This is a genomic window from Rhodovulum sp. PH10 (assembly GCF_000293785.1).
Lineage (GTDB): Bacteria > Pseudomonadota > Alphaproteobacteria > Rhizobiales > Xanthobacteraceae > Rhodoplanes.
Window position 1 is genome coordinate 22,065 of record NZ_AKZI01000043.1, and the last position, 21,263, is coordinate 43,327.

21 protein-coding genes are annotated in these 21,263 nt (G+C 69.4%); 10 read left to right on the forward strand and 11 right to left on the reverse strand.

Annotated features, from left to right (window positions below):
• Positions 1-197 precede the first annotated feature (197 nt).
• Positions 198-503: a DUF1330 domain-containing protein gene (locus A33M_RS08515; protein ID WP_008385784.1), complete on the forward strand. Its 306-nt coding sequence runs from the start codon at positions 198-200 to the stop codon at positions 501-503.
• A gap of 294 nt (positions 504-797) precedes the next feature.
• Here A33M_RS08515 and mntR read toward each other — a convergent pair whose 3' ends face one another.
• The gene (mntR, locus tag A33M_RS08520) at positions 798-1,310 is read right to left on the reverse strand and encodes a manganese-binding transcriptional regulator MntR (protein WP_008385787.1); all 513 of its coding nucleotides are present in this window, start codon (positions 1,308-1,310) and stop codon (positions 798-800) included.
• Positions 1,311-1,533: 223 nt separating this feature from the next.
• Here mntR and A33M_RS08525 point away from each other — a divergent pair, with 223 nt between their 5' ends.
• Positions 1,534-2,871: an Nramp family divalent metal transporter gene (locus A33M_RS08525; RefSeq protein ID WP_008385789.1), complete on the forward strand. Its 1,338-nt coding sequence runs from the start codon at positions 1,534-1,536 to the stop codon at positions 2,869-2,871.
• Positions 2,872-2,922: 51 nt separating this feature from the next.
• On the opposite strand, the gene A33M_RS08530 is transcribed toward A33M_RS08525, so the two are convergent.
• The 6 genes from A33M_RS08530 to A33M_RS08555 form a co-directional block, all read right to left on the reverse strand.
• Entirely contained in the window at positions 2,923-3,654 is a 732-nt protein-coding gene (locus A33M_RS08530) for an ABC transporter ATP-binding protein (RefSeq protein ID WP_008385792.1), read from the reverse strand.
• Positions 3,644-4,378: an ABC transporter ATP-binding protein gene (locus A33M_RS08535; protein WP_040619776.1), complete on the reverse strand. Its 735-nt coding sequence runs from the start codon at positions 4,376-4,378 to the stop codon at positions 3,644-3,646. The genes A33M_RS08530 and A33M_RS08535 overlap by 11 nt, the downstream gene beginning before the upstream one ends.
• Positions 4,303-5,325, reverse strand: coding sequence for a branched-chain amino acid ABC transporter permease (locus A33M_RS08540; protein WP_008385797.1), 1,023 nt, complete (start codon positions 5,323-5,325; stop codon positions 4,303-4,305). Before A33M_RS08540 ends, A33M_RS08535 begins: the two co-directional genes overlap by 76 nt.
• 2 nt (positions 5,326-5,327) lie before the next feature.
• The gene (locus A33M_RS08545; RefSeq protein ID WP_040619778.1) at positions 5,328-6,200 is read right to left on the reverse strand and encodes a branched-chain amino acid ABC transporter permease; all 873 of its coding nucleotides are present in this window, start codon (positions 6,198-6,200) and stop codon (positions 5,328-5,330) included.
• 356 nt (positions 6,201-6,556) lie between these two features.
• On the reverse strand, positions 6,557-7,033 hold the full coding sequence (locus A33M_RS08550; RefSeq protein WP_202801827.1) for a hypothetical protein: 477 nt from the start codon (positions 7,031-7,033) through the stop codon (positions 6,557-6,559).
• Between the two features lie 241 nt (positions 7,034-7,274).
• Positions 7,275-8,384, reverse strand: a complete 1,110-nt coding sequence (locus A33M_RS08555; RefSeq protein ID WP_337460003.1) for an NAD(P)-dependent oxidoreductase — start codon at positions 8,382-8,384, stop codon at positions 7,275-7,277.
• A 41-nt stretch (positions 8,385-8,425) separates the two neighbouring features.
• Here A33M_RS08555 and A33M_RS08560 point away from each other — a divergent pair, with 41 nt between their 5' ends.
• From A33M_RS08560 to A33M_RS08570, 3 genes are all read left to right on the forward strand, one after another.
• The gene (locus A33M_RS08560; RefSeq protein WP_008385807.1) at positions 8,426-8,869 is read left to right on the forward strand and encodes a GlcG/HbpS family heme-binding protein; all 444 of its coding nucleotides are present in this window, start codon (positions 8,426-8,428) and stop codon (positions 8,867-8,869) included.
• A 513-nt stretch (positions 8,870-9,382) separates the two neighbouring features.
• Positions 9,383-10,366: a 2-hydroxyacid dehydrogenase gene (locus A33M_RS08565; protein ID WP_008385810.1), complete on the forward strand. Its 984-nt coding sequence runs from the start codon at positions 9,383-9,385 to the stop codon at positions 10,364-10,366.
• Between the two features lie 116 nt (positions 10,367-10,482).
• Positions 10,483-11,442 (forward strand): C-terminal binding protein, encoded by a 960-nt coding sequence (locus A33M_RS08570; RefSeq protein ID WP_008385813.1) that lies wholly within the window; start codon positions 10,483-10,485, stop codon positions 11,440-11,442.
• A 211-nt stretch (positions 11,443-11,653) separates the two neighbouring features.
• Here A33M_RS08570 and A33M_RS08575 read toward each other — a convergent pair whose 3' ends face one another.
• From A33M_RS08575 to A33M_RS08590, 4 genes are all read right to left on the reverse strand, one after another.
• Positions 11,654-12,436 carry an SDR family NAD(P)-dependent oxidoreductase gene (locus A33M_RS08575; RefSeq protein ID WP_040619782.1) on the reverse strand — a complete coding sequence of 261 codons (783 nt, stop codon included), beginning with the start codon at positions 12,434-12,436 and terminating at the stop codon, positions 11,654-11,656.
• Positions 12,437-12,744: 308 nt separating this feature from the next.
• Complete coding sequence (locus tag A33M_RS08580) at positions 12,745-13,701, reverse strand: cyclase family protein (protein WP_008385817.1); 957 nt, start codon at positions 13,699-13,701, stop codon at positions 12,745-12,747.
• A gap of 245 nt (positions 13,702-13,946) precedes the next feature.
• Positions 13,947-15,053, reverse strand: a complete 1,107-nt coding sequence (locus A33M_RS08585; protein ID WP_008385819.1) for a glucokinase — start codon at positions 15,051-15,053, stop codon at positions 13,947-13,949.
• A 110-nt stretch (positions 15,054-15,163) separates the two neighbouring features.
• Positions 15,164-16,078, reverse strand: a complete 915-nt coding sequence (locus tag A33M_RS08590) for an NAD(P)-dependent oxidoreductase (RefSeq protein WP_008385822.1) — start codon at positions 16,076-16,078, stop codon at positions 15,164-15,166.
• 233 nt (positions 16,079-16,311) lie between these two features.
• Between A33M_RS08590 and A33M_RS08595 the strand changes: the two genes are divergently transcribed.
• The 5 genes from A33M_RS08595 (at position 16,312) to A33M_RS08615 (ending at position 21,261) form a co-directional block, all read left to right on the forward strand.
• Complete coding sequence (locus tag A33M_RS08595) at positions 16,312-17,172, forward strand: fumarylacetoacetate hydrolase family protein (RefSeq protein ID WP_008385824.1); 861 nt, start codon at positions 16,312-16,314, stop codon at positions 17,170-17,172.
• Complete coding sequence (locus tag A33M_RS08600; protein ID WP_040619784.1) at positions 17,169-18,050, forward strand: shikimate dehydrogenase; 882 nt, start codon at positions 17,169-17,171, stop codon at positions 18,048-18,050. Before A33M_RS08595 ends, A33M_RS08600 begins: the two co-directional genes overlap by 4 nt.
• Before the next feature lie 159 nt (positions 18,051-18,209).
• Entirely contained in the window at positions 18,210-19,073 is an 864-nt protein-coding gene (locus A33M_RS08605) for a (Fe-S)-binding protein (RefSeq protein WP_008385828.1), read from the forward strand.
• Positions 19,070-20,497 carry a LutB/LldF family L-lactate oxidation iron-sulfur protein gene (locus tag A33M_RS08610; RefSeq protein WP_040619787.1) on the forward strand — a complete coding sequence of 476 codons (1,428 nt, stop codon included), beginning with the start codon at positions 19,070-19,072 and terminating at the stop codon, positions 20,495-20,497. Before A33M_RS08605 ends, A33M_RS08610 begins: the two co-directional genes overlap by 4 nt.
• Positions 20,494-21,261 (forward strand): LutC/YkgG family protein, encoded by a 768-nt coding sequence (locus A33M_RS08615; protein WP_083850378.1) that lies wholly within the window; start codon positions 20,494-20,496, stop codon positions 21,259-21,261. The genes A33M_RS08610 and A33M_RS08615 overlap by 4 nt, the downstream gene beginning before the upstream one ends.
• Positions 21,262-21,263 lie beyond the last annotated feature (2 nt).

Sequence of the window (21,263 nt, forward strand, 5' to 3'; positions counted from 1 at the left end):
GAACGGACCGTCGCCGCGCCTCGTCACACGTGGCTTCACGGATGCCGGAGCGGCGTGCCGCCGGGTGGTGCCGCGACGTCGTGCCAAGTCGAGGCGAAAGGTCCTGCAATTCTGCCGACCGTCCATTCGCTCTTGGAGCTTGTAACGCCGCGGCGCTGCCTCGAATGTCGAGGCGGACAACAGCCGAGGAGTCTGGAATGCCTGCCTATTGGGTCGCCCGCTCGAAGATCAACGATCCTGTCGAATACAAGAAGTACACCGATCAGGTGCCGGGCATCATCGCGAAATTCGGCGGCAAGGTTCTCGCGCGCGGCGGGCGTTTCGAGATCATGGAGGGCCCGGACAAGTTCCAGCGGTTCGTGGTGATCGAGTTCCCGACCTTCGAGCAGGGCGTCGCCTGCTTCCGCTCGCCGGAATACGACGCCGCGGCGAAATTCCGCCGGCAGAACGGGGTGGGCGAGGTCGAGACGATCATGGTCGACGCCGGCGACGCCACCAAGTGATGCGCGCGAACGATGCGCCGATGGTCGGCTCCGGCCGTCGCCGGCCGCCCGGTCGCGCAAGAGCCCGCGTTCGCGCGGGCTTTTTCGTCCGTGCACGGGAGGCCGGCGGCACCAGGACGCGCGGCAGGACGCGACGCGCGGCGCCGAGAGGCCGTCACAATTTCGCGGCAGCCGTCATCGCGCGGTCATGACAGGATCATTGCGTTTTCGCGACACCGAACGCCGAGCCGTCGCACCGAGCCGTCGCACCAAGTCGTCGCATCGGGACGGCCGCGCCTGACGGTCGTGTGACCGTCACACGCGCCCGGCGCGGCGGGTGCGGGACTTGGGCGCCGCCGTCGCCGCCGCCGGCTCGTCTTGCCCTGCGGCCTCCGCCGCCGCCTTCTCCGCGCGGGCGGTGAAGCGCTTCATCGCGGCCAGCGTCTCGTCGCTGACATGGTGCTCGATCCCCTCCGAATCGAGCCGCGCCGTCTTCGGGCTCACGCCGAGCGCGCAGAGGAACGCCTCGACTACAGCGTGGCGCGCCCGCGAGCGGCGGGCCAGCGCCTCGCCGGCCGGGGTGAGAAACACGCCGCGATAGGGGCGCTGCTGCACCAAGCCCTCTTCCGCGAGGCGCTTCAGCATCTTGGCGACCGTCGGCTGGGCCACCCCGAGGCGCGCCGCGATGTCGACCTGGCGGGCCTCGCCGCCCCCGCGGATCAGGTCGCCGATCAGCTCGACATAGTCTTCCGACAGCTCGACCCGGCGCGCCCGGCGGGCCTGCTCGAACCCTTGCGCCCGCGCATCGGGAGAGGGGGTGGTCGTCATGCGAGGCCTCCGGACACGTCGTTCGCTCGCGGCAAAGGGGCCGGCGGCGGCGATGCCGCGCCAGGGCCCCGGGATTCGGTCGCCCGCATTCTAGTCGGTGACCGCGCCGACTTCACCCCGTGCCGGCCGATCCGCGAAAAATCGCGGAGCACCTCTGCACGGGCGGCGGTTCCGTCCCCATATAGCCACTGCTATAAAGTCGGGCATGGGGTAAATCACGCAGATGGCCATGAACCTGCCGCTCACCGAGACCTCCGCCACCGAGACCTCCGCCAAGGAGGACGCGCCGTCCGATCGGACCACCGAGGCGATCCGCAGGGTGCTGGCGGGCGGGCGCCGTGGGCGCTGGACCTTCTTGTTGTTCGCCGGGCCGGCGGTGATCTCCTCGATCGCCTACATGGACCCCGGCAACTTCGCCACCAACATTCAGGCGGGCTCGAAATACGGCTACACGCTGCTGTGGGTGGTGCTGCTCGCCAATCTGGTGGCGATGGTGTTCCAGGGCCTGTCGGCCAAGCTCGGCATCGTCACCAACCAGAACCTCGCCGAGGTGTGCCGCGACAACTTCCCGAAGCCCGTGGTGTGGGGCATGTGGGTGGTCGGCGAAATCTCCGCAATGGCCACCGACCTCGCCGAGTTTCTCGGCGGTGCGATCGGCCTGTCGATCCTGTTCGGCCTGCCGCTGATCGTCGGCATGGCGATCACCGCCGTCGTCACCTACGCCATTCTGCTGTTCGAGCGCGCCGGTTATCGCGCCATGGAGCTGATCATCGGCGCCATGGTGGGCATCATCGGCCTGTGCTACCTGATCGAGGTGTTCGTCGCGCCGGTCGACTGGAGCGCCGCCTTTCTCGGCATGATCACGCCGCGTCTGCCGGACGCCGAGGCGCTGACCATCTCGGTCGGCATCATCGGCGCGACGGTGATGCCGCACGCGATCTATCTCCATTCCGGCCTCACCCAGCACCGCGCCAGCGCCCGCAATGCCCGCGAGCGGCGCATCCTGCTGCGCTACTCGAACCGCGAGGTGGTGATCGCGCTCGCCGTCGCCGGCCTCGTCAACATGGCGATGGTGATGATGGCGTCGGCCGCCTTCCACCAGGGCCACAGCGACGTCGGCGAGATCGAGCAGGCCTACAAGACGCTGATCCCGCTGCTCGGGGTGGGCGCGGCGTGGGTGTTTCTGGTGTCGCTGATCGCGTCCGGCATCTCGAGCTCGGTGGTCGGCACCATGGCCGGCCAGCTGATCATGCAGGGCTTCGTCGGCTTCCGGATCCCGTTGTGGGTGCGGCGCGCCATCACCATGGTGCCGGCCTTCGCGGTGGTGGCGGTCGGCGCCAACGCGACCGAGGCCCTGGTGATCAGCCAGGTGATCCTCAGCCTCGCGCTGCCGGTGCCGATGATCGCGCTCGTGTGGTTCACCGGCCGGCGCGACATCATGGGCGAGCACGCCAACGGCAAGGTGCTGCAGAGCTTCGCGATCGCCGGCGCGGTGGTGGTCTCGGTGCTCAACGTCGTGCTGCTGATGCAGACCTTCGGCATGCTGAACGGCTGGGCGTGATTTTCTCGGTCGCCCCGCTCTCGGGCGGTCGCTGGAGAGCGGGGCCGGCCGTCAGATCCCGAGATAGAATTTCTTGATCAAATCGTTGTCGTTCAGCTCGGCCGCCGACCGTCCCTCGAAGGCGATGCGGCCGTGAACGATCACGTAGCCGCGGTCGGCGATGCGCAGCGCCTGCGGAAAGTTCTGCTCGGCCATCAGCACCGTCAGGCCGTAGCGCTCCTTCAGCTCGCCGATCTTGTCGATCGTCCGCCCGACCAGGATCGGCGCGAGCCCCACCGAAGGCTCGTCGACCAGCAGAATCTTCGGCGCCAGCATCAGCGCTCGGGCGAGCGCCAGCATCTGCTGCTCGCCGCCGCTCATCGAGCCGGCGAGCTGGCGGCGCCGCTCGGCGAGCCGCGGGAACGCCTCGTAGCAGAAGGCGAGGTTCTCCTTCATCGCCGCCCGCGCCTTCGGCCGGAAGGCGCCGAGCAGCAAGTTCTCCTCGACCGTGAGACGGGGAAACAGCCGCCGCCCCTCCGGCACCAGCGCGATCCCGAGATCGACGATGTCGACGGTGTCGCGGCCGCAGAGATCGTGCGCCTCGCCGTCGATCTCGGCGACGATGCGGCCGGCCCGCGGCGCCAGCAGCCCCATGATGCACTTGATCAGCGTGCTCTTGCCGTTGCCGTTGGTGCCGAGCAGCACCACGGTCTCGCCGGGCGCGACGGTGATCGACACCTGCTCCAGCACGCGCACCGACCCGTAGGCCGCGTCGACCTGCTCGATCCGGAGGCTACTGGCCAAGATACGCCCTCTCCACCTCGGGATTGCGCATCACCTCGACCGGGTCGCCGTCGGCGATCTTGCGGCCCGACACCAGCACCACGAGACGCTGCGAGAAGCGCATCACCGCGCTCATGATGTGCTCGATCAGGATGACGGTGATGCCCGCCTCGACCAGCCGGATCAGCAGCGCGACGATGTCGTCCACTTCCGATTGCGACAGGCCGGCCATCGCCTCGTCGGCGATCAGCAGGCGCGGCTCGGCGGCCAGCGCACGGGCGAGCTCGAGCTTGCGCATGTCGACCTGTGTCAGATCGCGCGGAAAACTTCTCGCACGCTCGGTGAGCGCCATGCTCTCCAGAACCGCGGCGACGCGCTCGCCGATCTCGCGCTCGGAGAGGCGCCGCCCGCGCCGCGACCCGGCGGCATAGAGCAGCGGCACGCGCACATTGTCGGCCACCGTCATGCTGGCGAACGGGCGCGGCAGCTGAAAGCTGCGGGCGAGGCCGAGCCGCGTGCGCTGGTGCGGGCCGAGGCCGGCGAGATCGCGGCCGGCGAAGCGCACCGTGCCGGTCTCGTGCACCAGCGTGCCGGAGAGGCAGTTCACCAGCGTGCTCTTGCCGGAGCCGTTCGGCCCGATCAGGCCGACCCGCTCGCCGGCGGCGATCGTCAGGCCGACCGCGTCGAGCGCGATGAATCCGCCGAACCGCTTGCCGACCTGGTCGACCTCGAGAAGCGTCTCCATCCCTGTCCGTCCCGACCGAAGAGCGATTGCCACAGGCCGACGATGCCGTTCGGGGCGACGATCACGAACCCGACCAGCAACAGGCCGACGATGAGGAGATTGACCGCCGAGGAGATGGTGACGGTCGCGATCTGCTGCAGCGAGCCGAGCAGCACGGCGCCGATCAGCGGCCCGGCCCAGTGGGTGGTGCCGCCGATCATCGGCATCGCGATGGCGTTGACGGCATAGGGCAGGCCGAACGCCGAGTGCGGCTCGATATAGCCGATGTAATAAGGAAACGGCGCGCCGGCCATGCCCATCAGGGCGCCCGACAGCGTGGTGGCGATCAGCTTGAGTCTCAGCGTCGGCACACCGACCGATTCGGCGGCGACCTCGTCGTCGCGGATCGCGGCGAGCCCGGTGCCGAGCTTGGAGCGCTCGATCGTCCGTGCGGCGATCAGCGCGCCGGCGGCCAGCACCAGCATCACCAGCACCAGATACTGAATGTAAGTGAGGCCGGGGATCGGCGCGAGCGCCGGGCGGATGATGTAGGCGCCGCGCGAACCGCCGAGAAAATGCCAGTTCACTACGACGGTCTGCAGCACCACGGCGAGCGCCAGCGTGGCGATCGAGAAGAAGGCGCCGCGCAGCCGCAACGTGAGATAGCCCATGCCGAGCCCGAGCAGCCCGGCGACCACCGCGGCGATCATCACCAGCACCGGGATCGGCAGCGGATAGGCCTTGTGAAAGAACACCGAGGTGTAGGCGCCGACCGCGAAGAACGCCGCACTGCCGAAATTCACGTAGCCGGTGTAGCCGCCGAGGATGTTCCAGGCGGTGGCGAGCACGACGAACTGCAGCACCGTGTAGCCGGCGAACAGGAGATAATCGCTGCCGGATGCCACCGCGAGTGCGAACAGCGCGGCTGCGACGGCGGCGACGAGCGTGACGAACAGCGAGGTGCGCATCGTCACCGTCCGAACAGGCCGGCGGGCCGCACGGCGAGCGTGATCAGCAACAGGCCGAAGGCGATCGCCGGCGCCCAGGAGGGACCGTAAAAGGTGGAGGTGAAGCTCTCGACGACGCCGAGCAGCACGGCGGCGGCGAGCGTGCCGGGCAGGCTGCCGAGCCCGCCGAGCACGCAGATCGCAAACACGCGGCCGATATATTCACGCCCGATCGACGGCTCGATCGGCTGGATCACGATGAGGAAGGCACCGGCCATCGCGCAGGTGGCGACCGACACCGCGAAGGCGATGCGGCGCACCCGCACCGGATCGATCGCCAACAGCTTCAACGCCAGCGGATCCTGCGCCACCGCCATCACCGCGCGGCCGAGAAAGGTGCGCGAGAGCAGGAGCTGAAGCGCGGCGAGCATGGCGAGCGAGACCAGGAACGGCACCAGCATGCGCAGCGGAAGCTGCACCGGCCCGAGATCGATCGAGCCTTCGCCATAGGCCGCGTCGACGGTGCGATAGTCGACGCCGAAGCCGAGGATCAGCCCGACCTCGGCGATGAACAAAAGGCCGAAGAAGAAGGCGAGGCCGCGCAGCGAATCCTCTCCGCGCCGCTCGAACGACGCATAATAGACCTGGTAGACGAGGGCGCCGAGCGCATAGAAGGCCGGCAGCACCAGCACGCCGGCGAGGATCGGGTCGAGGCCGAACGCGGTGTTGAGGGTGTAGGCGGCGTAGGAGCCGAGAATCACGAAGGCCGGGTGGGCGATGTTGACGATGTCGAGAATCCCGAACGAGATCGAGATGCCGGCCGTCACCGCGGCATAGAAGCCGCCGAGCAGCAGCCCGGCGGTCAGCGCGTTCAGGACCAGATCGAGCGACGGCATGCCCACCTCGCGGCGACGAGCGACGATCGCCGGGCGCACGACCGAGCGGTCGCGGCGCGGCGGACGTGATGCTGGCGAACGGATGTCGTGCCGGGCCGGTGTGCGGTCCGCCTCGCCTCTCCGAACGTTTCCTCGGGTCGCGCCGGCTTGTCAGGTCGGTCGCGACGTTATGATGTCCCCGCTCGTTATCGGCAGGGATTGTCGTATCGTGAGAAGGAGTGTGCAGGAACGGATGCGGCTTGGCTAGAGCAGATTTGCATGCAAGGCGACGTCGACGTGTTTGCGCGCCGCACGTCGCACGTCCCACCTCGCAAGTCGCTCGGCGCCGAGGGCCTCGCGGCTCGGCGACGGCCGTGTCAGGCCGCCGCTCCCTGGCGCGTCTCGGGCAGCGGCAGCGGCGGATTGGCGCTGCGCTTGCGCTCGATCGTGAGAAACACCAGATCGGCGTCGCCGATGTTCTGCAGGTCGTGCACCTTGGAGGCGCCGGCGGCATAGGTCTCGTGCCGCGTCTCGCCGGCCTCGTAGCCGTACTCCGCCGTGGTGCCGTCCATGATGTGCTGGCGTCCGTGGCCGCCGGTCACCGAGGTCCAGGAATAGTCGAGCACGTGGCGGTGGAAGCCGACCCGCTCGCCGGGCGCGAGCTTGATCATCCAGATGCGCAGCCCGTCGGTCTCGGCGAGCAGATACTGGCCGACCCGCCCGTCCGGCTGTCGCGCCTCCTGCTCGAACTCGCGCCGGATCGCGTCCGGCCACGGGCTGCGGTCGATCCGGTCGGTCGGCTTCTCGAGCATCGTCTGCCGGTCGTTCGCGTTGCTCGCATACGTTGTATTCACGGACGGCGTGTTCGTGGACGTCGTGTTCGCGGACGATGTGTTCATGGGCGACCTCCAGCGTCGAGCCGGTCCCCGTGCCCCATGGGTTCGATATAGGAACGAACGACGGAGAAAAAACGACGGCGCCGACCCGTCGGTTTTTTTCGCGACGGGCCGGCGCGGATGTCGTGCGGCGATGCAACGGGTGAAGCGCCCCACGGGCGCCGTTCGGACAGCCGTGCGGCGCTGCTGGAGAAAAGGCTCAGGCTTTCGCGGACTTGCGCCGACCCTTGCCGGCCGCTGTGCCGGACGATTTGGCTCCGGAAGTGCTTGCGGCGGACGATGTGGCAGCGGCCTTGCGGCCCTTGCGGGCGGCCGGCGTCCGCGTCACCCCCGCGAGCTTTTCGAGCACCGTGCACACCGCGGCGGTGTCCTGCAGGCCGAGCCCCATCGAGCGGGCGGCGGCATAGATCGGCAGGGTCGCGGTGAAGGTCGGGGCCGCCACGCCGAGCGTCTCGACGAACTGGCCGATCACGTCCATGTCCTTCTTGAAGAGCTGGATCTTCATGGTGGCCGGCTCGTAGCTGTCGGCCGCCATCATCGGCGCGCGCACCTCGAACATGCGCGACGTGCCGGCCCCGGCCTTGATCACGTCGCACACCATCTTCGGGTCGAGCCCGGCCTTCATGCCGAGCACCATCGCCTCCGCGCTCACCACGTTGTGCACCGCGACGAGCAGATTGGCGATGTACTTCATGCGGCTGCCGTTGCCGAACGCGCCGAGGTCGTACATCTCGCGGGCGAAGCCGAGAAACACCGGCTTCATCTTGGCGATCGCCTTGCTGTCGCCGGAGGCCAGCACGACCAGATCCTTCACCGCCGCCTGCGCGCCGGTGCCGCTCATCGGCGTGTCGAGCAGCGTGTGGCCGGCCTCGTGCAGCGCCGCTTCCGCCGCCGCCTTGTCCTCCAGCGTGAAGGTCGAGGCCTCGGCGATCACCCTCGGCGGCAGCTCGGCTGCGACGATCGCGGCGACCACGTCCTGCAGCGCCTTCGGGCTCGGCAGGCTGGTGATCAGCATCGGCGCGGCCTCCGCCACCGCGGCGATCTCGCTCACCGTGGTGACGCCGGCCCGCGCCAGCGCGCGCCGCCGGGCGGGATCGATGTCGAAGCCGACCACCTCGAAGCCGGAGCCGACCAAATTCTTGGCGAACGCGCCGCCCATGATGCCGAGGCCGATCACCCCGACCGCGCTTTTCGCCCGACCCGCCATGTGATGCTCCGTTGCTGCAGGATTTGCGACGAGATTGTGGTTCCTCGACGCTATACGGCGACTCGTCCGGCTTTCAAGGGTGCTTTCTATGCGTGAGGCGATCGCCTAACGTGCTGCATGCTCAAGGCACGGGAGAGGACACCATGACATCCGTCACGCTGGCGCAGGCGAGCATCATCGTCGACGCGGCTCTCGCCGAGGGACGCAGGACGAAGTGCGATCCGCTCACCGTCGTCGTGCTCGATGCGGGCGGCCACGTGGTGGCGGCCAAGCGCGAGGACGGTGCCGGCATCATGCGGTTCGAGGTGGCGTTCGGCAAGGCGTGGGGCGCGCTCGGCATGGGGTTCGGCTCGCGCGAATATCTGGAGCGGTCGAAGGTCAATCCGTCGTTCGTCGCGGCGCTGATGGCGGCGAGCGGCGGGCGGGTGGTGCCGGTGCCGTCCGGCGTGCTGATCCGCGACGCGGCGGGCGCGGTGATCGGCGCGGTCGGCATCTCGGGCGACACCTCCGATCGCGACGAGGCGTGCGCGATCCCGGCGGTGACGGCGGCCGGCCTGACGCCCGATCCGGGCGGCGCCCCGCGCTGACCGGCTCGCGCGAGCGCGAGCACGAACACGAGCGTGCGACGCTGCGCGTGCGGAGCTCCGGCGCCGCCGCGCACTTTCGCTTCTTCCTCTTCTTTGTCTCTTTATCTTCTTTGTCGCTTTTTTATCTGAAGGCGGGATCGCTGCGCCGCGGCATCCGCGGCGGCGCGGAAATCGTCGACAGTGCTGCTGCACCGTCGACATGCCCGCCTCCGCCCGCCTCCCCACCGCGTCGCCGGTACGGGGTGCACGATGCGGTTGCCGGTTGCCGCAGGGCGGTCTCCGGCCGGCATCGTCGCTGTGCAGTTGCGAAAGAAATCGAGCGGGGCCGGTCGGGCACCTCGTGCGGGGCGTTGCGTTTCGCAGGGGAGGCATATGCCGGAACGGGCCTTCAATTCACTTTGACGGGTGCTAGAGTTCCCCCGCTTCTCGCCGAGCGCGGCGGCTCGCTCCGGCCCGTCCGCATTGTCTCCGAAGTCCCTTCCCGGCGTCGTCGCCTTTGCAATGGAACATCGCATGCGCCCGCGGATCTTCGTCACACAACCCATCGCTCCGCACGGCCTCGACCGGATGCGTGCCGTCGCCGACGTGGAGGTTCATCCCGATGCCACCGCGCCGATCGCCAAGGCGTCGATGATCGAGGGGGTCAAGCGGGCGGACTATCTGGTCTGCCTGATGCACGACAAGGTGGATGCCGAGACGATCGCCGCCAACCCGAATCTCAAGGGCGTGATCAGCATGGCGATCCATCCGCAGCTGATCGACGTGAAGGCGCTGGAGGCGCGCAACATCCCGCTCACGGTGATCCCGCCGATGGTGAGCGAGGCGACCGCCGACATGGCGATGGCGCTGATCCTCGCCTGCGGGCGGCGCGTGCTGGAAGGCGACCGCTTGCTGCGCTCGGGCATCTATCCGGGCGGCCAGTCGAACTATCTCGCCGGCCTCGGCATCACCGGCAAGACGATCGGCCTGATCGGCGGCGGCGGCCGCATCGGCAAGCTGGTGGCCAAGCGCTGCAACGGCTTCGACATGAAGGTTTTGTACTCGACGCCGCGGCGGAAGTCGGAGGCCGAGGAGCGCGAGGCCGGCATCACCTACGCGACCATCGACGACCTGCTGCGCCAGTCCGACATCGTATCGATGCACTCGCCGCTGCGCGACGACACCTATCATCAGATCGGCGATCGCGAGTTCGGCCTGATGAAGCCGACCGCCTATTTCGTCAACACCTCGCGCGGTCCGATCGTCGACGAGACGGCGCTGGTGCGCGCGCTGCAGAACAAGACGATCGCCGGCGCCGGCCTCGACGTGTTCGAGCACGAGCCGAACGTGCCGCCGGCGCTGCTGGTGATGCCGAACGTCGTTCTGACGCCGCACCTCGGCAGCGCGGTGCTCGATCTGCGCATCGAGATGGCGGAAATCGTCGCGAGCAACGCGATCGCGCTGATCGAGGGCAGGACCCCGCCGAACCTGTTCGACTTCGCGGGGCCGGTCACCTGAGGCCGGCCCGGCCGGCCGCTCGGCACCCGCCGCGGCCGGTCTCCTGAAGCTCGAGACGCCCGGCTCGTGTCTTCCGGGCAAGCGGCCGAGCGGCCGTTCAATCCGGAGCCGATCTCATGAGCAAGACCCTGATCGTCGTCACCGACAGCCCGTTTCCCTCGCTCGATCCCGCCAAGGAGGCGCTCGCCCGCCTCGATGCCGAGGTCGTGCAGGCGAAAAGCCCGTCGGCCGAGGACATTCTCGCCGTCGCCCGCGACGCGGACGGCATCCTCGTGACCTATGCCAAGCTGACCGGCGACCTTTTGCGCCAGTGCAAGAAGCTGAAGGTGATCGGCCGGTTCGGCCTCGGCGTCGACAATATCGACACCGCGACGGCGAAGGAGCTCGGCATCGTCGTCACCTATGTGCCGGACTACTGCCTGCACGAGGTGTCCGACCACGCCGCCGCGCTGATGCTGACGCTCGCGCGAAAAATCCCGATCGCCAATGCGCGCGTGCAGTCCGGCCACTGGGAGATGCCGGTGGTGGTGCCGCTGCGCCGCTTCAACACGCAGACGGTCGGCTTGATCGGCTTCGGCGGCATTCCGCGCAACGTCGCGCCGAAGATGCAGGCGTTCGGCTTCGAGGTGATCGCCAACGATCCCTTCCTGCCGAAGGAGGTGTTCGAGAAGGCGAACGTCGAGAGCGTCTCGCTCGACGAGCTGTATGCCCGCGCCGACCTGATCTCGGTACACGCGCCGCTGCTGCCGGCGACCCGCGGTCTGGTCAACGACGACGCCTTCGCCAAGATGAAGGACGGCGTGATGATCGTGAACACCGCGCGTGGCCCGCTGATCGACGAGGCGGCGCTGGTGCGCGCGCTCGATTCCGGCAAGGTCGCGGCCGCCGGCCTCGACGTCGTCACCACCGAGCCGCTGCCGAAGGATTCGCCGCTGCTCGGCCGCCCGAACGTCGTGCTGACGCCGCACACCGGCTTCTATTCGGTCGAGGCGCTGCTCGAGCTCGAGACCAAGTGCGCCAAGGACGTCGCCTCGGTGCTCGCCGGCGAGAAGCCGGTCTATCCCGTCAAGATGTGAGTCCACCTCTCAGCCATGGGTGACTCCTCCCGCTCGTGCCCGGCCTCGCGCCGGGCACGATGCGTTTCGGGGGGACTCGTCCCCGAGGGACTCGTCCCTGCTTTTCGCGTACGGCGATGCGGATTCGCCGTGCGTTCGTCCGGCCTCATGGTGAGGTGCGAGCGCAGCGAGCCTCGAACCATGGGGACGCCAGGACCAGGACGAAACCGGATCAGTCCGCCGTCCAGCCGCCGTCGAGCATCAAGGCGGAGCCGGTCATCAGCGCCGAGGCGTCGGAGGCGAGAAACAGGATGGCGCCGGTCACGTCGTCGAGCGTGCCGATGCGGCGCAGCTTGATCTTTTTCAGCACCTCGTCACGAAAGGCGCCGTCGCTCCAGAACGATTCCGTCATCGGCGTCTCGAGAAAGGTCGGGCCGATCGAGTTGACGCGCACGCCGTGCGGACCGAGCTCGACCGCCATCGCCTTGGTGAAGCCCTCCACCGCGTGCTTGCTCGCGCAATAGACCGAGCGGCGCGCGGCGCCGACGTGACCCATCTGCGAGGAGAGGTTTATGATCGAGCCGCGCCGCTTCTCGGCGACCAGCCGCAGCCCGACCTCGCGGGCGAGGAAGAAGGCCGCGCGCACATTGAGCGAAAAAATCTGGTCGAAGTCCTCGACCGTGACGTCCTCGAGCAGCGCCGGCCGGTTCCTGCCGGCATTGTTGATCAGCACGTCGAACACCTCGCGCGCCGCGAGCGCGCGCTTCGTCGCGTCGAGGTCGGTGACGTCGAGCACCAGCGCCTCCGCCGATTGTCCGCGCTCGCAGATGGCGGCGGCCGCCGCCTCGATCTCGCCGGCGGTGCGGGCGACCAGCGTCACGTGGGCGCCGGCCTCGGCGAGCACCGAAGCGGCCGCGAGCCCGATGCCGCGCCCGGCGCCGGTGATCAGCGCGCGCTTGCCGTCGACGCGAAAGGAGGGAAGGGGAAGCAGCGGGAGGTCGGACGCGCGGGTCATGGTTTGTGGTTCGGATCGGTCGTTCGGGACGTTGTCGGTGCCGGGTTTCGGTGCCGGGTTTCGGTGCCGGATTTCGGCGCCGTGTCGGCCCGTCCGCGGACCGAACGGGCGCTTCGGCGGTGCCGTCGTCACGACGAAGCACACCACACCGGCACACCGCACGGGCCGGAGGGGCCGACCGCTCCAGGGGCTCGACGTTTGCCCGGAGCGGCCGCGATCGACGGCGCGCTCCGAGCTTCCATCATATGAAACGACGCAAGGCCCGCGGCAAGCGCGGGCACCACGGAGCAGGGTGGCGCTGCGCGCGTCTACTTGATCGCCTGCGGGTTGATCGGCGAGCCGGTGCCGCCGGTGATCACCAGTGGCGGGCCGCAGAAGAAGAACTCGTGCACGCCGTCGGCGGCGCAGTCGGCGGCGAGGTCCTTCAGGTAGAACATCTCGCCCATGGTCAGGCCCATCGCCGGGATCACCACCCAGTGCCACGGCTGGTTCGCTTCCGTCGTCTCGTTCGGCCGCACCTCGACGCCCCAGGTGTCCGAGCAGATCGCGGCGATCTGCCGGTCCTGGCACCAGTAGCAGTTCTCGAATTTCACCCCCGGCGCGTCGCCGCCGGCATAGCCGCCCCAGGCGCCCTGCGCCAGGCAGCGCTCCATCTGGCCGGTGCGGATCAGCACGAAGTCGCCGCGGCCGATCGTGACGTTCTGCGCCTTCGCGCAGGCATCGAGGTCGTCGTTGGAGATTGCCACCCCGTCGTCCAGCCAGTCGACGCCCTTGAAGCGGGCGACGTCGAGCAGCACGCCGCGGCCGACCATGCGGTTCTTGGTGTGCTCGATGCCGAGCAGGCCGACGCCGCCGGAATCGACGTTGCGGGCGTCGAAGCCGTTGTACATGCGGTCGCCGTAGAACACGTGGCCGAGCGAGTCCCAATGGGTCGCGCACTGCACCGGCATGTTGATGGCGTCGTCGGCGTAGCGGATGTTCGGCACCTCGTCCTGGCGCTCCGCCACCGCGTCGGTGCCGGTCGCGAGCATCGTGTGGATCGGGTTCCAGCGGCCGCCGAACAGTCCGGTTTGCGGGCCCGAGCGGTCGAGCGGAATGCCGAGCGCAAAAACCTTTCCGGTGCGCACCAGCGAGGCGGCGCGCACGATGTCCTCGGGCTGCACGTGATTGAGCGTGCCGATGCGGTCGTCCTTGCCCCACCGGCCCCAGTTGCCGAGCGTTCGCGAGGCCTCGGCGATCGCCTGCTTGCCGACCTTGATGTCCATTTGCGTGTCCTCGGTGTTCCTCCGGGCGGCGGCTCGTCGCGGCCACCGTCCCGTCTTCGGGCGCCGTCGGGGGAGGTGCGCCCGTTGTTGCGTCGCACACGGTTTTTCACGGGAGACGGGCGCGACGGGCGAGGAGCTTACACGTTTTTCTCACATGTCGAGACATGCGATGGTCGGACGGACTCACGGGCGGGGGATGTTCTCGAAGGGCACTCGTGCCGGGCACTCGAGCCGGGCGCGCGCGCCTATTCGGCGGCGCGATTGGTGAAGCGGGCATTGCCGAGCCCGGTGCCGATGGTGAACACGCCCCAGCGCTCGACCTCGGTGGTGAACGGCACCTGGCTCAAGCCCTGCACGACGGCGTCGTTGTGCATCACGATGGTCGTCTCGTAGGCGCCGATCTTGGGGATCTCGGCGACGATCGCGGCGGGCAGGTGAAAGCGCGAGCTCTCCCAGTTGCCCGGCAGGTTCTGCGCACCGCGCTCGATCGAGCCGTCCGGGGCGATCCGTCCCGGGCAGCCGATGCCGATGAACGGGGCGAGCCGCAGCCCGCCCTTCTCGGCGCGGGAAATCAGCTTGCGCAACATGGCGATCAGTCCTTCCACCGCCTCCTCGCGGCTCGGCCGGTCGTCGGCATGGCGCCACAGCTCGATCTTCCACACGTCGGCGCGGGCGAGGTCGGAGGCCTTGTCGAGCCTCGGCCGCACCACGCCGGCGCGGATGTTGGTGCCGCCGATGTCGACCGCGAGGATCGCGTCGTGGCCGTGAAAGATCCAGGCGGGCGCCAGATGCGCGGCGCCGATCAGCCCGGCGTCGTCCGGCGCGTGGCGGATCATCGCGATGTCGATCGCCACCTTCTCGGCCTTGAGGAGCACGGCGGCGCGGCCGATCGCCAGCTCGCCGACCCGGCTCTCGCGAAGGCCGCCGCCGATCACCAGCCGCTCGGTGTCGCGCCAGGCTTTTTGGGCGAGGAAGCGCTTCACCACGTCGGCCAGCGTGTGGGCGAACTCCTCCACCGCGCCCTGCACCACGCCGGCCGCCTCGGGATGGCCTTCGGCCATCAGCTCGTCGAGCGACTTCTTGCCGAGCTTGTCGCTCGGCTCGTCGCCGAACGGGTCGTCGCCGAGCGCCCGCAAGGGCTTGCGCCACTGCTCGATCAGCGCGCGGAAGGCGCCCTTGCTGGCGCGGTCGCCGAGGAAGCCGTCGCCGTCCGAAAGCTCGAGATTGTAGCTGTCGACCCGCACGCTCGGCAGAATCTCCGCGCCGTGCGCGGCGGGGGCGCTGCGCGCCGGCTCGTTCTTCGCGGGGCTCTTGGTCTTGGATTTGGTCTTGGTGTCTGCCGCCGTGGCCATGTTCGTCCTTCGCGCCGGCCGGCCGGCGGAAGCCGGGGAACCCGACGAGGCCCCCCGACAACCGGCCATGCGACGAAAGGTTTCATGCCCGACGCATGTGGAACGTGGCCTCAGCGCGCCGGCGCGGCCGAAATGGTTCGCACGATGTCGATCGCCCGCCGCAGCAGCTCCTCGGAGGCTTCGGGCGTGCGGAAGGCGGCATGCGCCGTCAGCGTCACGCCCTCGAGGCGGGCGAGCGGGTGATCGGCGCGCAGCGGCTCGGCGTGAAACACGTCGAGCGCCGCACGGATGCGGCCGTGCGTCAGCTCGGCGATCAGCGCCGCCTCGTCGACCAGCGCGGCGCGCGCGGTGTTGATCAGGAGCGCGCCGTCCTTCATCCGCGCGAGCTTTTCCGCCCCGATCATGCCGCGGGTGTCGTCGTTCAGCCCGAGATTGAGCGACACCACGTCGGCGGTGGAAAGCAGCGTGTCGAGATCGACCTCCGGCACGCCGGCGTCGGGCCGCGGCGTCCGGTTCCAGGCGACCACCCGCATGCCGAGCCCGGCGCCGAGCCGGGCCACCTCGCGGCCGATCCCGCCGAGCCCGACCACCCCCAAAACCTTGCCCTCGAGCTGCATCCCTTCGAGCGGCCGCCAGATGCCCGCGCGAATCGCCCGGTCCATCCGGGCGACGTCGCGCGCGCAGGCGACCATCAGCGCGATGGTGTGCTCGGCGACCGCCGTGTTCGCATAACCACGGATGGTGTGGACGGTGACGCCGAGCGCCTCCAGCGCCGAAATATCCATGTAGCTCGACGCGCCGGTGCCGAGAAACACCACGTGCCGCAGATCCGTGCAGGCGGCGATCTGCTCGGTCGGCAGGTAGGAATGGTCGTCGATGCACACCGCGCAGCCGGCCAAGAGGTGCGGCAGATCGGCGCTCGTGAACGGGGCGGCGTTCACCGCGATCGGCGGATCGTCCGGCCCGTGCACCCGCGCAAAAATCGGGGCGAGCTGGTGGTTGCAGTCGATGAACAGGGTTTTCATGCGGGCGACACCGGCGGTTTGGCGGGAGCGATCCCTCTGGATACCGCGAAACGCGAGAACGCCGAAGCGCCCCCGTCCGCCGCCGCTCGCCGGCCGAGCCCGCGTGTCGCAACCCGGACATGCCACCGCGACGCGGACCGGCCGGGGATAGCCGGGGCGGGGGGGAACCGCCAACCTTGCGCGGAGGCCACAGGCGGTGTTGTGTGCCTCCAATCGAATCGGGGGACGAGGGCATGCGACTTGCGAGCTATGTCACCCACGGCCGTGCCGGGTTCGGGGCGGTCGTCGGGACCGGGGTGGTCGACATGCGGCTGCGGATGGGGCCGCGCTTCCCGACCCTGCTCGACGTGTTGCGCGAAGGCGCGCTCGACGAGCTGCGGGAGAAGGCGACCGGTGTGCGCACCGACTACCCGCTGAGCGACATCACCTTCCTGCCGCCGGTGGTCGGCCCGGAGAAGATCATCGGGGTCGGCGTCAACTATGTCGGGCGGCCCGGCGAGTACAAGGACCCGGTCGAGGAGACCAAGTATCCGAGCCTGTTCTTCCGCGCGCCGGGGTCGCTGGTCGGCCACCTGCAGCCGCTGCTGGTGCCGCACGAATCCGAGCAGCTCGACTACGAGGGCGAGATCGCGCTGGTGATCGGCAAGAAGGGCCGCCGCATCCCGCGCGAGGCGGCGCTCGACCACCTCGCCGGCATGACCCTGTGCAACGACGGCACGGTGCGCGACTGGCTGCGCCACGGCGCGCGCAACGTCACCCAGGGCAAGAACTTCGACGCCTCCGGCAGCATCGGCCCGTGGATCGTCACGCTCGACGAGTTCGACGCGAGCGCGCCCTTGCGCCTCACCACCCGGGTGAACGGCGAGCTGCGGCAGGACGACACCACCGCCAACATGCTGTTCGGCTTCGCCGATCTGATCGCCTATATCAGCCTCTTCACCACCTTGACGCCGGGCGACGTGATCGTCACCGGAACGCCGGTCGGCGCCGGCGTGCGGTTCGAGCCGCCGCGCTGGCTGCGGCCGGGCGACGTCGTCGAGGTGGCCGTCCCCGAGCTCGGGGTTCTGTGCAACGAAGTGATCGAGGAGCCATGACCGACGCGGCTTCGGGCATGCGTGCCGCATGCGTCATCGGCTGGCCGGCCGCACATTCGCGGTCGCCGCTGATTCACCGCCACTGGCTGGAGGTTTACGAGATCGCCGGCGACTACCGCCTCGAGGCGGTGCCGCCGGCCGAGCTCGAGGCGTTCGTCGGCGATCTCGCCGGCCACGGCTATGTCGGCGCCAATGTCACGCTGCCCCACAAGGAGGCGGTGCTGGCGCTGACCGCGCCCGACGAGCGCGCCCGCGCGATCGGCGCCGCCAACACGCTGTGGCTGGAGAACGGCCGGCTGCGCTCGACCAACACCGACGCCGAGGGTTTCATCGCCAATCTCGACGCCTCCGCGCCGAAATGGGACCGCGGCATCGAGACCGCCCTGGTGCTCGGCGCCGGCGGGGCGGCGCGGGCAGTCGTCTACGGGCTGATCGAGCGCGGCGTGCCGCGCATCTATGTCGCCAACCGGACACCCGGCCGCGCCGAGACGATCGCCAACCGGTTCGGCTCGGCGGTGCATCCGATCCAGTGGGACGAGGCGCGCGGCCTGTTCGGCGCCACCCAGCTTCTCGTCAACACCACCACGCTCGGCATGTGCGGCCAGCCGCCGCTCGATTTCGGGCTCGGCCGCCTGCCCGCCAATGCGGTGGTGGCCGACATCGTCTACTCGCCGCTCGAGACCTGCCTGCTCGCCGCCGCCAAGGAGCGCGGCCTGCGCCGCGCCGACGGGCTCGGCATGCTGCTGCACCAGGCGGTGCGCGGCTTCGAGCTGTGGTTCGGGGTGAAGCCGGAGGTGACGCCGACGCTGCGCGCGCTGGTGGAGGCCGACCTCGCCTCCGGGGTCGCGGTGCCGGCGGTCGACGGCTCGGTGGCGTAAGAGCTCGCTGCCGGACGCTCGCGCCCCCGCTCTCGGCGGCCGCGGCGGGGACCCCGGAACCACCGGTTCCGGGCTCTCGCGGGCTCGGGCGTGGCGGCGTCCGGGTTGCGGAAGCGAATCCTTTTCGCCATCCTGGCTCCCCGCACCGAGGAGCCGCGAATGGCCGCATCGAAACGCGTCGGCCTGTTGGTGACCTGCCTGGTCGACCTGTTTCGGCCGAGCGTCGGCTTCGCCGCCGCGACGCTGTTGGAGGACGCCGGCTGCACCGTCGAGGTGCCGTCGCAGACCTGCTGCGGCCAGCCCGCCTTCAATTCCGGCGACCGGGCGACCGCGCGAGAGATCGCCGAGCAGGTGATCGCCGCCTTCGAGCCGTTCGACTATGTGGTGGCGCCGTCCGGCTCGTGCGCCGGGCAGGTGCGGGTGCATTATCCCGAGCTGTTCGCCGGCGATCCCGCCTGGCAGCCGCGCGCCGATGCGCTCGCCGCAAAGACCTACGAGCTGACACAGTTTCTGGTCGACGTGCTGGAGGTGAAAACGCTCGCCGCCCGCTGCGAGGCGACCACGACCTTCCACGACTCCTGCTCGTGCCTGCGCGAGCTCGGTGTACGGACTGCGCCGCGTGCGCTGCTCGCCTCGGTGGACGGCCTGACCCTCACCGAGATCGCCGACGGCGAGGCCTGCTGCGGGTTCGGCGGCACTTTTGCGATCAAGTATCCGGCGATCTCGAACGCGATGGTCGCCAAGAAAGCCGACGCGGTTTCCGCCACCGGCGCGAGCCTGCTGCTCTCCGCCGATCTCGGCTGCCTGATGAACATCGTCGGCAAGCTGCAGCGTGAAGGCCGGCCGGTCGCCGCGCGTCACGTCGCCGAGGTGTTGGCGGGCGCGCTCGACCAGCCGCCGATCGGCATGCCGGCAGCATCCGAAACGCCCTCCGACGCGAAGGCGGACGCCGAGCCGCCGGCGGAAAAGCCGCAGGCGGGCGGCGAGCGGGCCGACGTGAACACCGCCGAGGCGCAGCCGTGAGCCGGCCGCCGTCCTCGCCGACATTCAAGGAGAACGCCGCCGCGGCGCTCGCCGACCCGGCGCTGCAAGGCGCGCTGCATTTCGTCGAGACCAATTTTCCCGCCCGCCGCCGCGCGGCGGTGGAGGCGCTGCCCGAGTTCGACGCGCTGCGCGACTCCGCCCGCGCCATCAAGGACCACACGCTCGCGCATCTCGACCTCTATCTCGAGGCGTTCGAGCAGAAGGTGATCGAGAACGGCGGCCACGTGCATTTCGCGCCGACCGCGGCCGACGCCAACCGCATCGTCGTGGAGATCTGCCGCGCGAAGAATGCCCGCCTCGTCACCAAGGGAAAATCGATGGTGGGCGAGGAGATCGGCCTCAACGCCCATCTCGAGGCGGCCGGCATCCGCCCGGTCGAGACCGATCTCGGCGAGTACATCGTGCAGATCCGCGACGAGCTGCCGTCGCACATCATCATGCCGGCGGTGCATCTGAACAAGGCGCAGGTCGCCGACGATTTTCGCCGCGTCCACACCGATCTGCCGAGGGATCGCGACCTCTCCGAGCCGACCGCGCTGTTGGCCGAAGCCCGCGCGACGCTGCGCGAAAAATACTTCGAAGCCGATGTCGGCATCACCGGCGCCAATTTTCTGGTCGCCGAGACCGGCACGGCGGTGATCGTCACCAACGAGGGCAATGGCGATCTCACCGCGACGCTGCCGAAGGTGCACGTCGTGATCACGTCGATCGAGAAGCTGGTGCCGACCCTCGAGGATCTCTCTCAGCTCCTGCGCGTGCTGGCCCGCTCGGCGACCGCGCAGGAGATGTCGGTCTACACCACGCTGTTCACCGGCCCGCGCCGCAGCGACGATCCCGACGGGCCCGAAGAGTTTCACGTCGTGCTGCTCGACAACGGCCGCTCGGCGATGCTCGCCGGCGCGTTTCACGACATGCTCCGCTGCATCCGCTGCGGCGCCTGCCTCAATCACTGCCCGGTCTATCACGCGGTCGGTGGCCACGCTTATGGCTGGGTCTATCCGGGGCCGATGGGCGCGGTTCTGACGCCCGCGCTGATCGGCGTCGATCAGGCCGGGCATTTGCCGAACGCGTCGAGCTTTTGCGGGCGTTGCGAGGAGGTGTGTCCCGTCAAGATTCCGCTGCCGCGGCTGATGCGCACCTGGCGCGAGCGCGCTTTTTCACGGCACATTTCGCCGAAAACCGAGCGTGCCGGCCTCGGCCTGTGGGCGTTCTTCGCAAAACGTCCAAAACTTTACCGATTGGCGTTCGGCCTCGGCATGCGTCTGCTCGCCCGGCTCGGCCGCACGCGGGGGCGGTTCTCGTGGCTGCCGCTCGCGTCGGGCTGGACGGCGCATCGTGATCTCGCCGCGCCCCAGGGCGCGACCTTTCAGGCGCAATGGCGCAAGGCGAGGCGAAACGCATGAGCGCGCGCGAGCAAGTTTTCTCCGCGATCCGCCGCGGGCTCGGCGTCACCGGTGACGAGGCGCCGCGGCGAAAGATCGTCGCCGATCGGCTCGCCGATCATCCGACCGGCGTGGTGCCGTCGCGCGGAAAGCTCGAGGGCGACGAGCGCATCGGCCTGTTTCTGCGGATGATCGAGCGCGCCGCCGGCACCGCGATGCGGCTCGCCGGACCCGACGAGCTGCCGGGCGCGGTGCTCGACTATCTAAAGCGCGCAGGCCTGCCGCCCGCGCTCCGCCGCGGCGAGGACGCCTATCTCGCCGGCGTGCCGTGGAACCGGACGCCCGATCTCGTGATCACGATCGGGCCGTCGGACGGCCACGATCTGGTCGCGATCTCGCACGCGGTCGCCGGCATCGCCGAGACCGGCACCCTGATGCTGACGTCCGGCTCCGAGAACCCGACCACGCTGAATTTTTTGCCCGACCATCACCTCGTGGTGGTCGAGGCCGACACCGTGGTCGGCGACCTCGAGGCGGCGTTCGCGCGGCTGCGCGAGCGCGAAGGGGCCGAGCATGGGATGCCGCGCTCGGTCGATCTGATCACCGGCCCGTCGCGCTCCGCCGACATCGAGCAGACGCTGATTCTCGGCGCACACGGGCCGCGTCGGCTGCACGTGATCGTAATCGGCGATCCGCGCAAGCTGCGTGCTTCGCCCGCCGCCCGCAAGCGCCGCGCCAAGGCGGCCGCCGCCGCCGCGGAAACCTCTCCGCCCGTTGCGCGTTGAAG

Bases quoted from the DNA above. Each gene is read 5' to 3' on its own strand.
- A33M_RS08560 (WP_008385807.1), top strand. From the start codon at position 8,426: ATGACATCCGTCACGCTGGCGCAGGCGAGCATCATCGTCGACGCGGCT.
- A33M_RS08525 (WP_008385789.1), top strand. From the start codon at position 1,534: ATGGCCATGAACCTGCCGCTCACCGAGACCTCCGCCACCGAGACCTCC.
- mntR (WP_008385787.1), bottom strand. From the start codon at position 1,310: ATGACGACCACCCCCTCTCCCGATGCGCGGGCGCAAGGGTTCGAGCAG.
- A33M_RS08570 (WP_008385813.1), top strand. From the start codon at position 10,483: ATGAGCAAGACCCTGATCGTCGTCACCGACAGCCCGTTTCCCTCGCTC.
- A33M_RS08590 (WP_008385822.1), bottom strand. From the start codon at position 16,078: ATGAAAACCCTGTTCATCGACTGCAACCACCAGCTCGCCCCGATTTTT.
- A33M_RS08585 (WP_008385819.1), bottom strand. From the start codon at position 15,053: ATGGCCACGGCGGCAGACACCAAGACCAAATCCAAGACCAAGAGCCCC.
- A33M_RS08515 (WP_008385784.1), top strand. From the start codon at position 198: ATGCCTGCCTATTGGGTCGCCCGCTCGAAGATCAACGATCCTGTCGAA.
- A33M_RS08565 (WP_008385810.1), top strand. From the start codon at position 9,383: ATGCGCCCGCGGATCTTCGTCACACAACCCATCGCTCCGCACGGCCTC.
- A33M_RS08615 (WP_083850378.1), top strand. From the start codon at position 20,494: ATGAGCGCGCGCGAGCAAGTTTTCTCCGCGATCCGCCGCGGGCTCGGC.
- A33M_RS08540 (WP_008385797.1), bottom strand. From the start codon at position 5,325: ATGCGCACCTCGCTGTTCGTCACGCTCGTCGCCGCCGTCGCAGCCGCG.
- A33M_RS08595 (WP_008385824.1), top strand. From the start codon at position 16,312: ATGCGACTTGCGAGCTATGTCACCCACGGCCGTGCCGGGTTCGGGGCG.
- A33M_RS08605 (WP_008385828.1), top strand. From the start codon at position 18,210: ATGGCCGCATCGAAACGCGTCGGCCTGTTGGTGACCTGCCTGGTCGAC.
- A33M_RS08545 (WP_040619778.1), bottom strand. From the start codon at position 6,200: ATGCCGTCGCTCGATCTGGTCCTGAACGCGCTGACCGCCGGGCTGCTG.
- A33M_RS08600 (WP_040619784.1), top strand. From the start codon at position 17,169: ATGACCGACGCGGCTTCGGGCATGCGTGCCGCATGCGTCATCGGCTGG.
- A33M_RS08535 (WP_040619776.1), bottom strand. From the start codon at position 4,378: ATGGAGACGCTTCTCGAGGTCGACCAGGTCGGCAAGCGGTTCGGCGGA.
- A33M_RS08580 (WP_008385817.1), bottom strand. From the start codon at position 13,701: ATGGACATCAAGGTCGGCAAGCAGGCGATCGCCGAGGCCTCGCGAACG.
- A33M_RS08575 (WP_040619782.1), bottom strand. From the start codon at position 12,436: ATGACCCGCGCGTCCGACCTCCCGCTGCTTCCCCTTCCCTCCTTTCGC.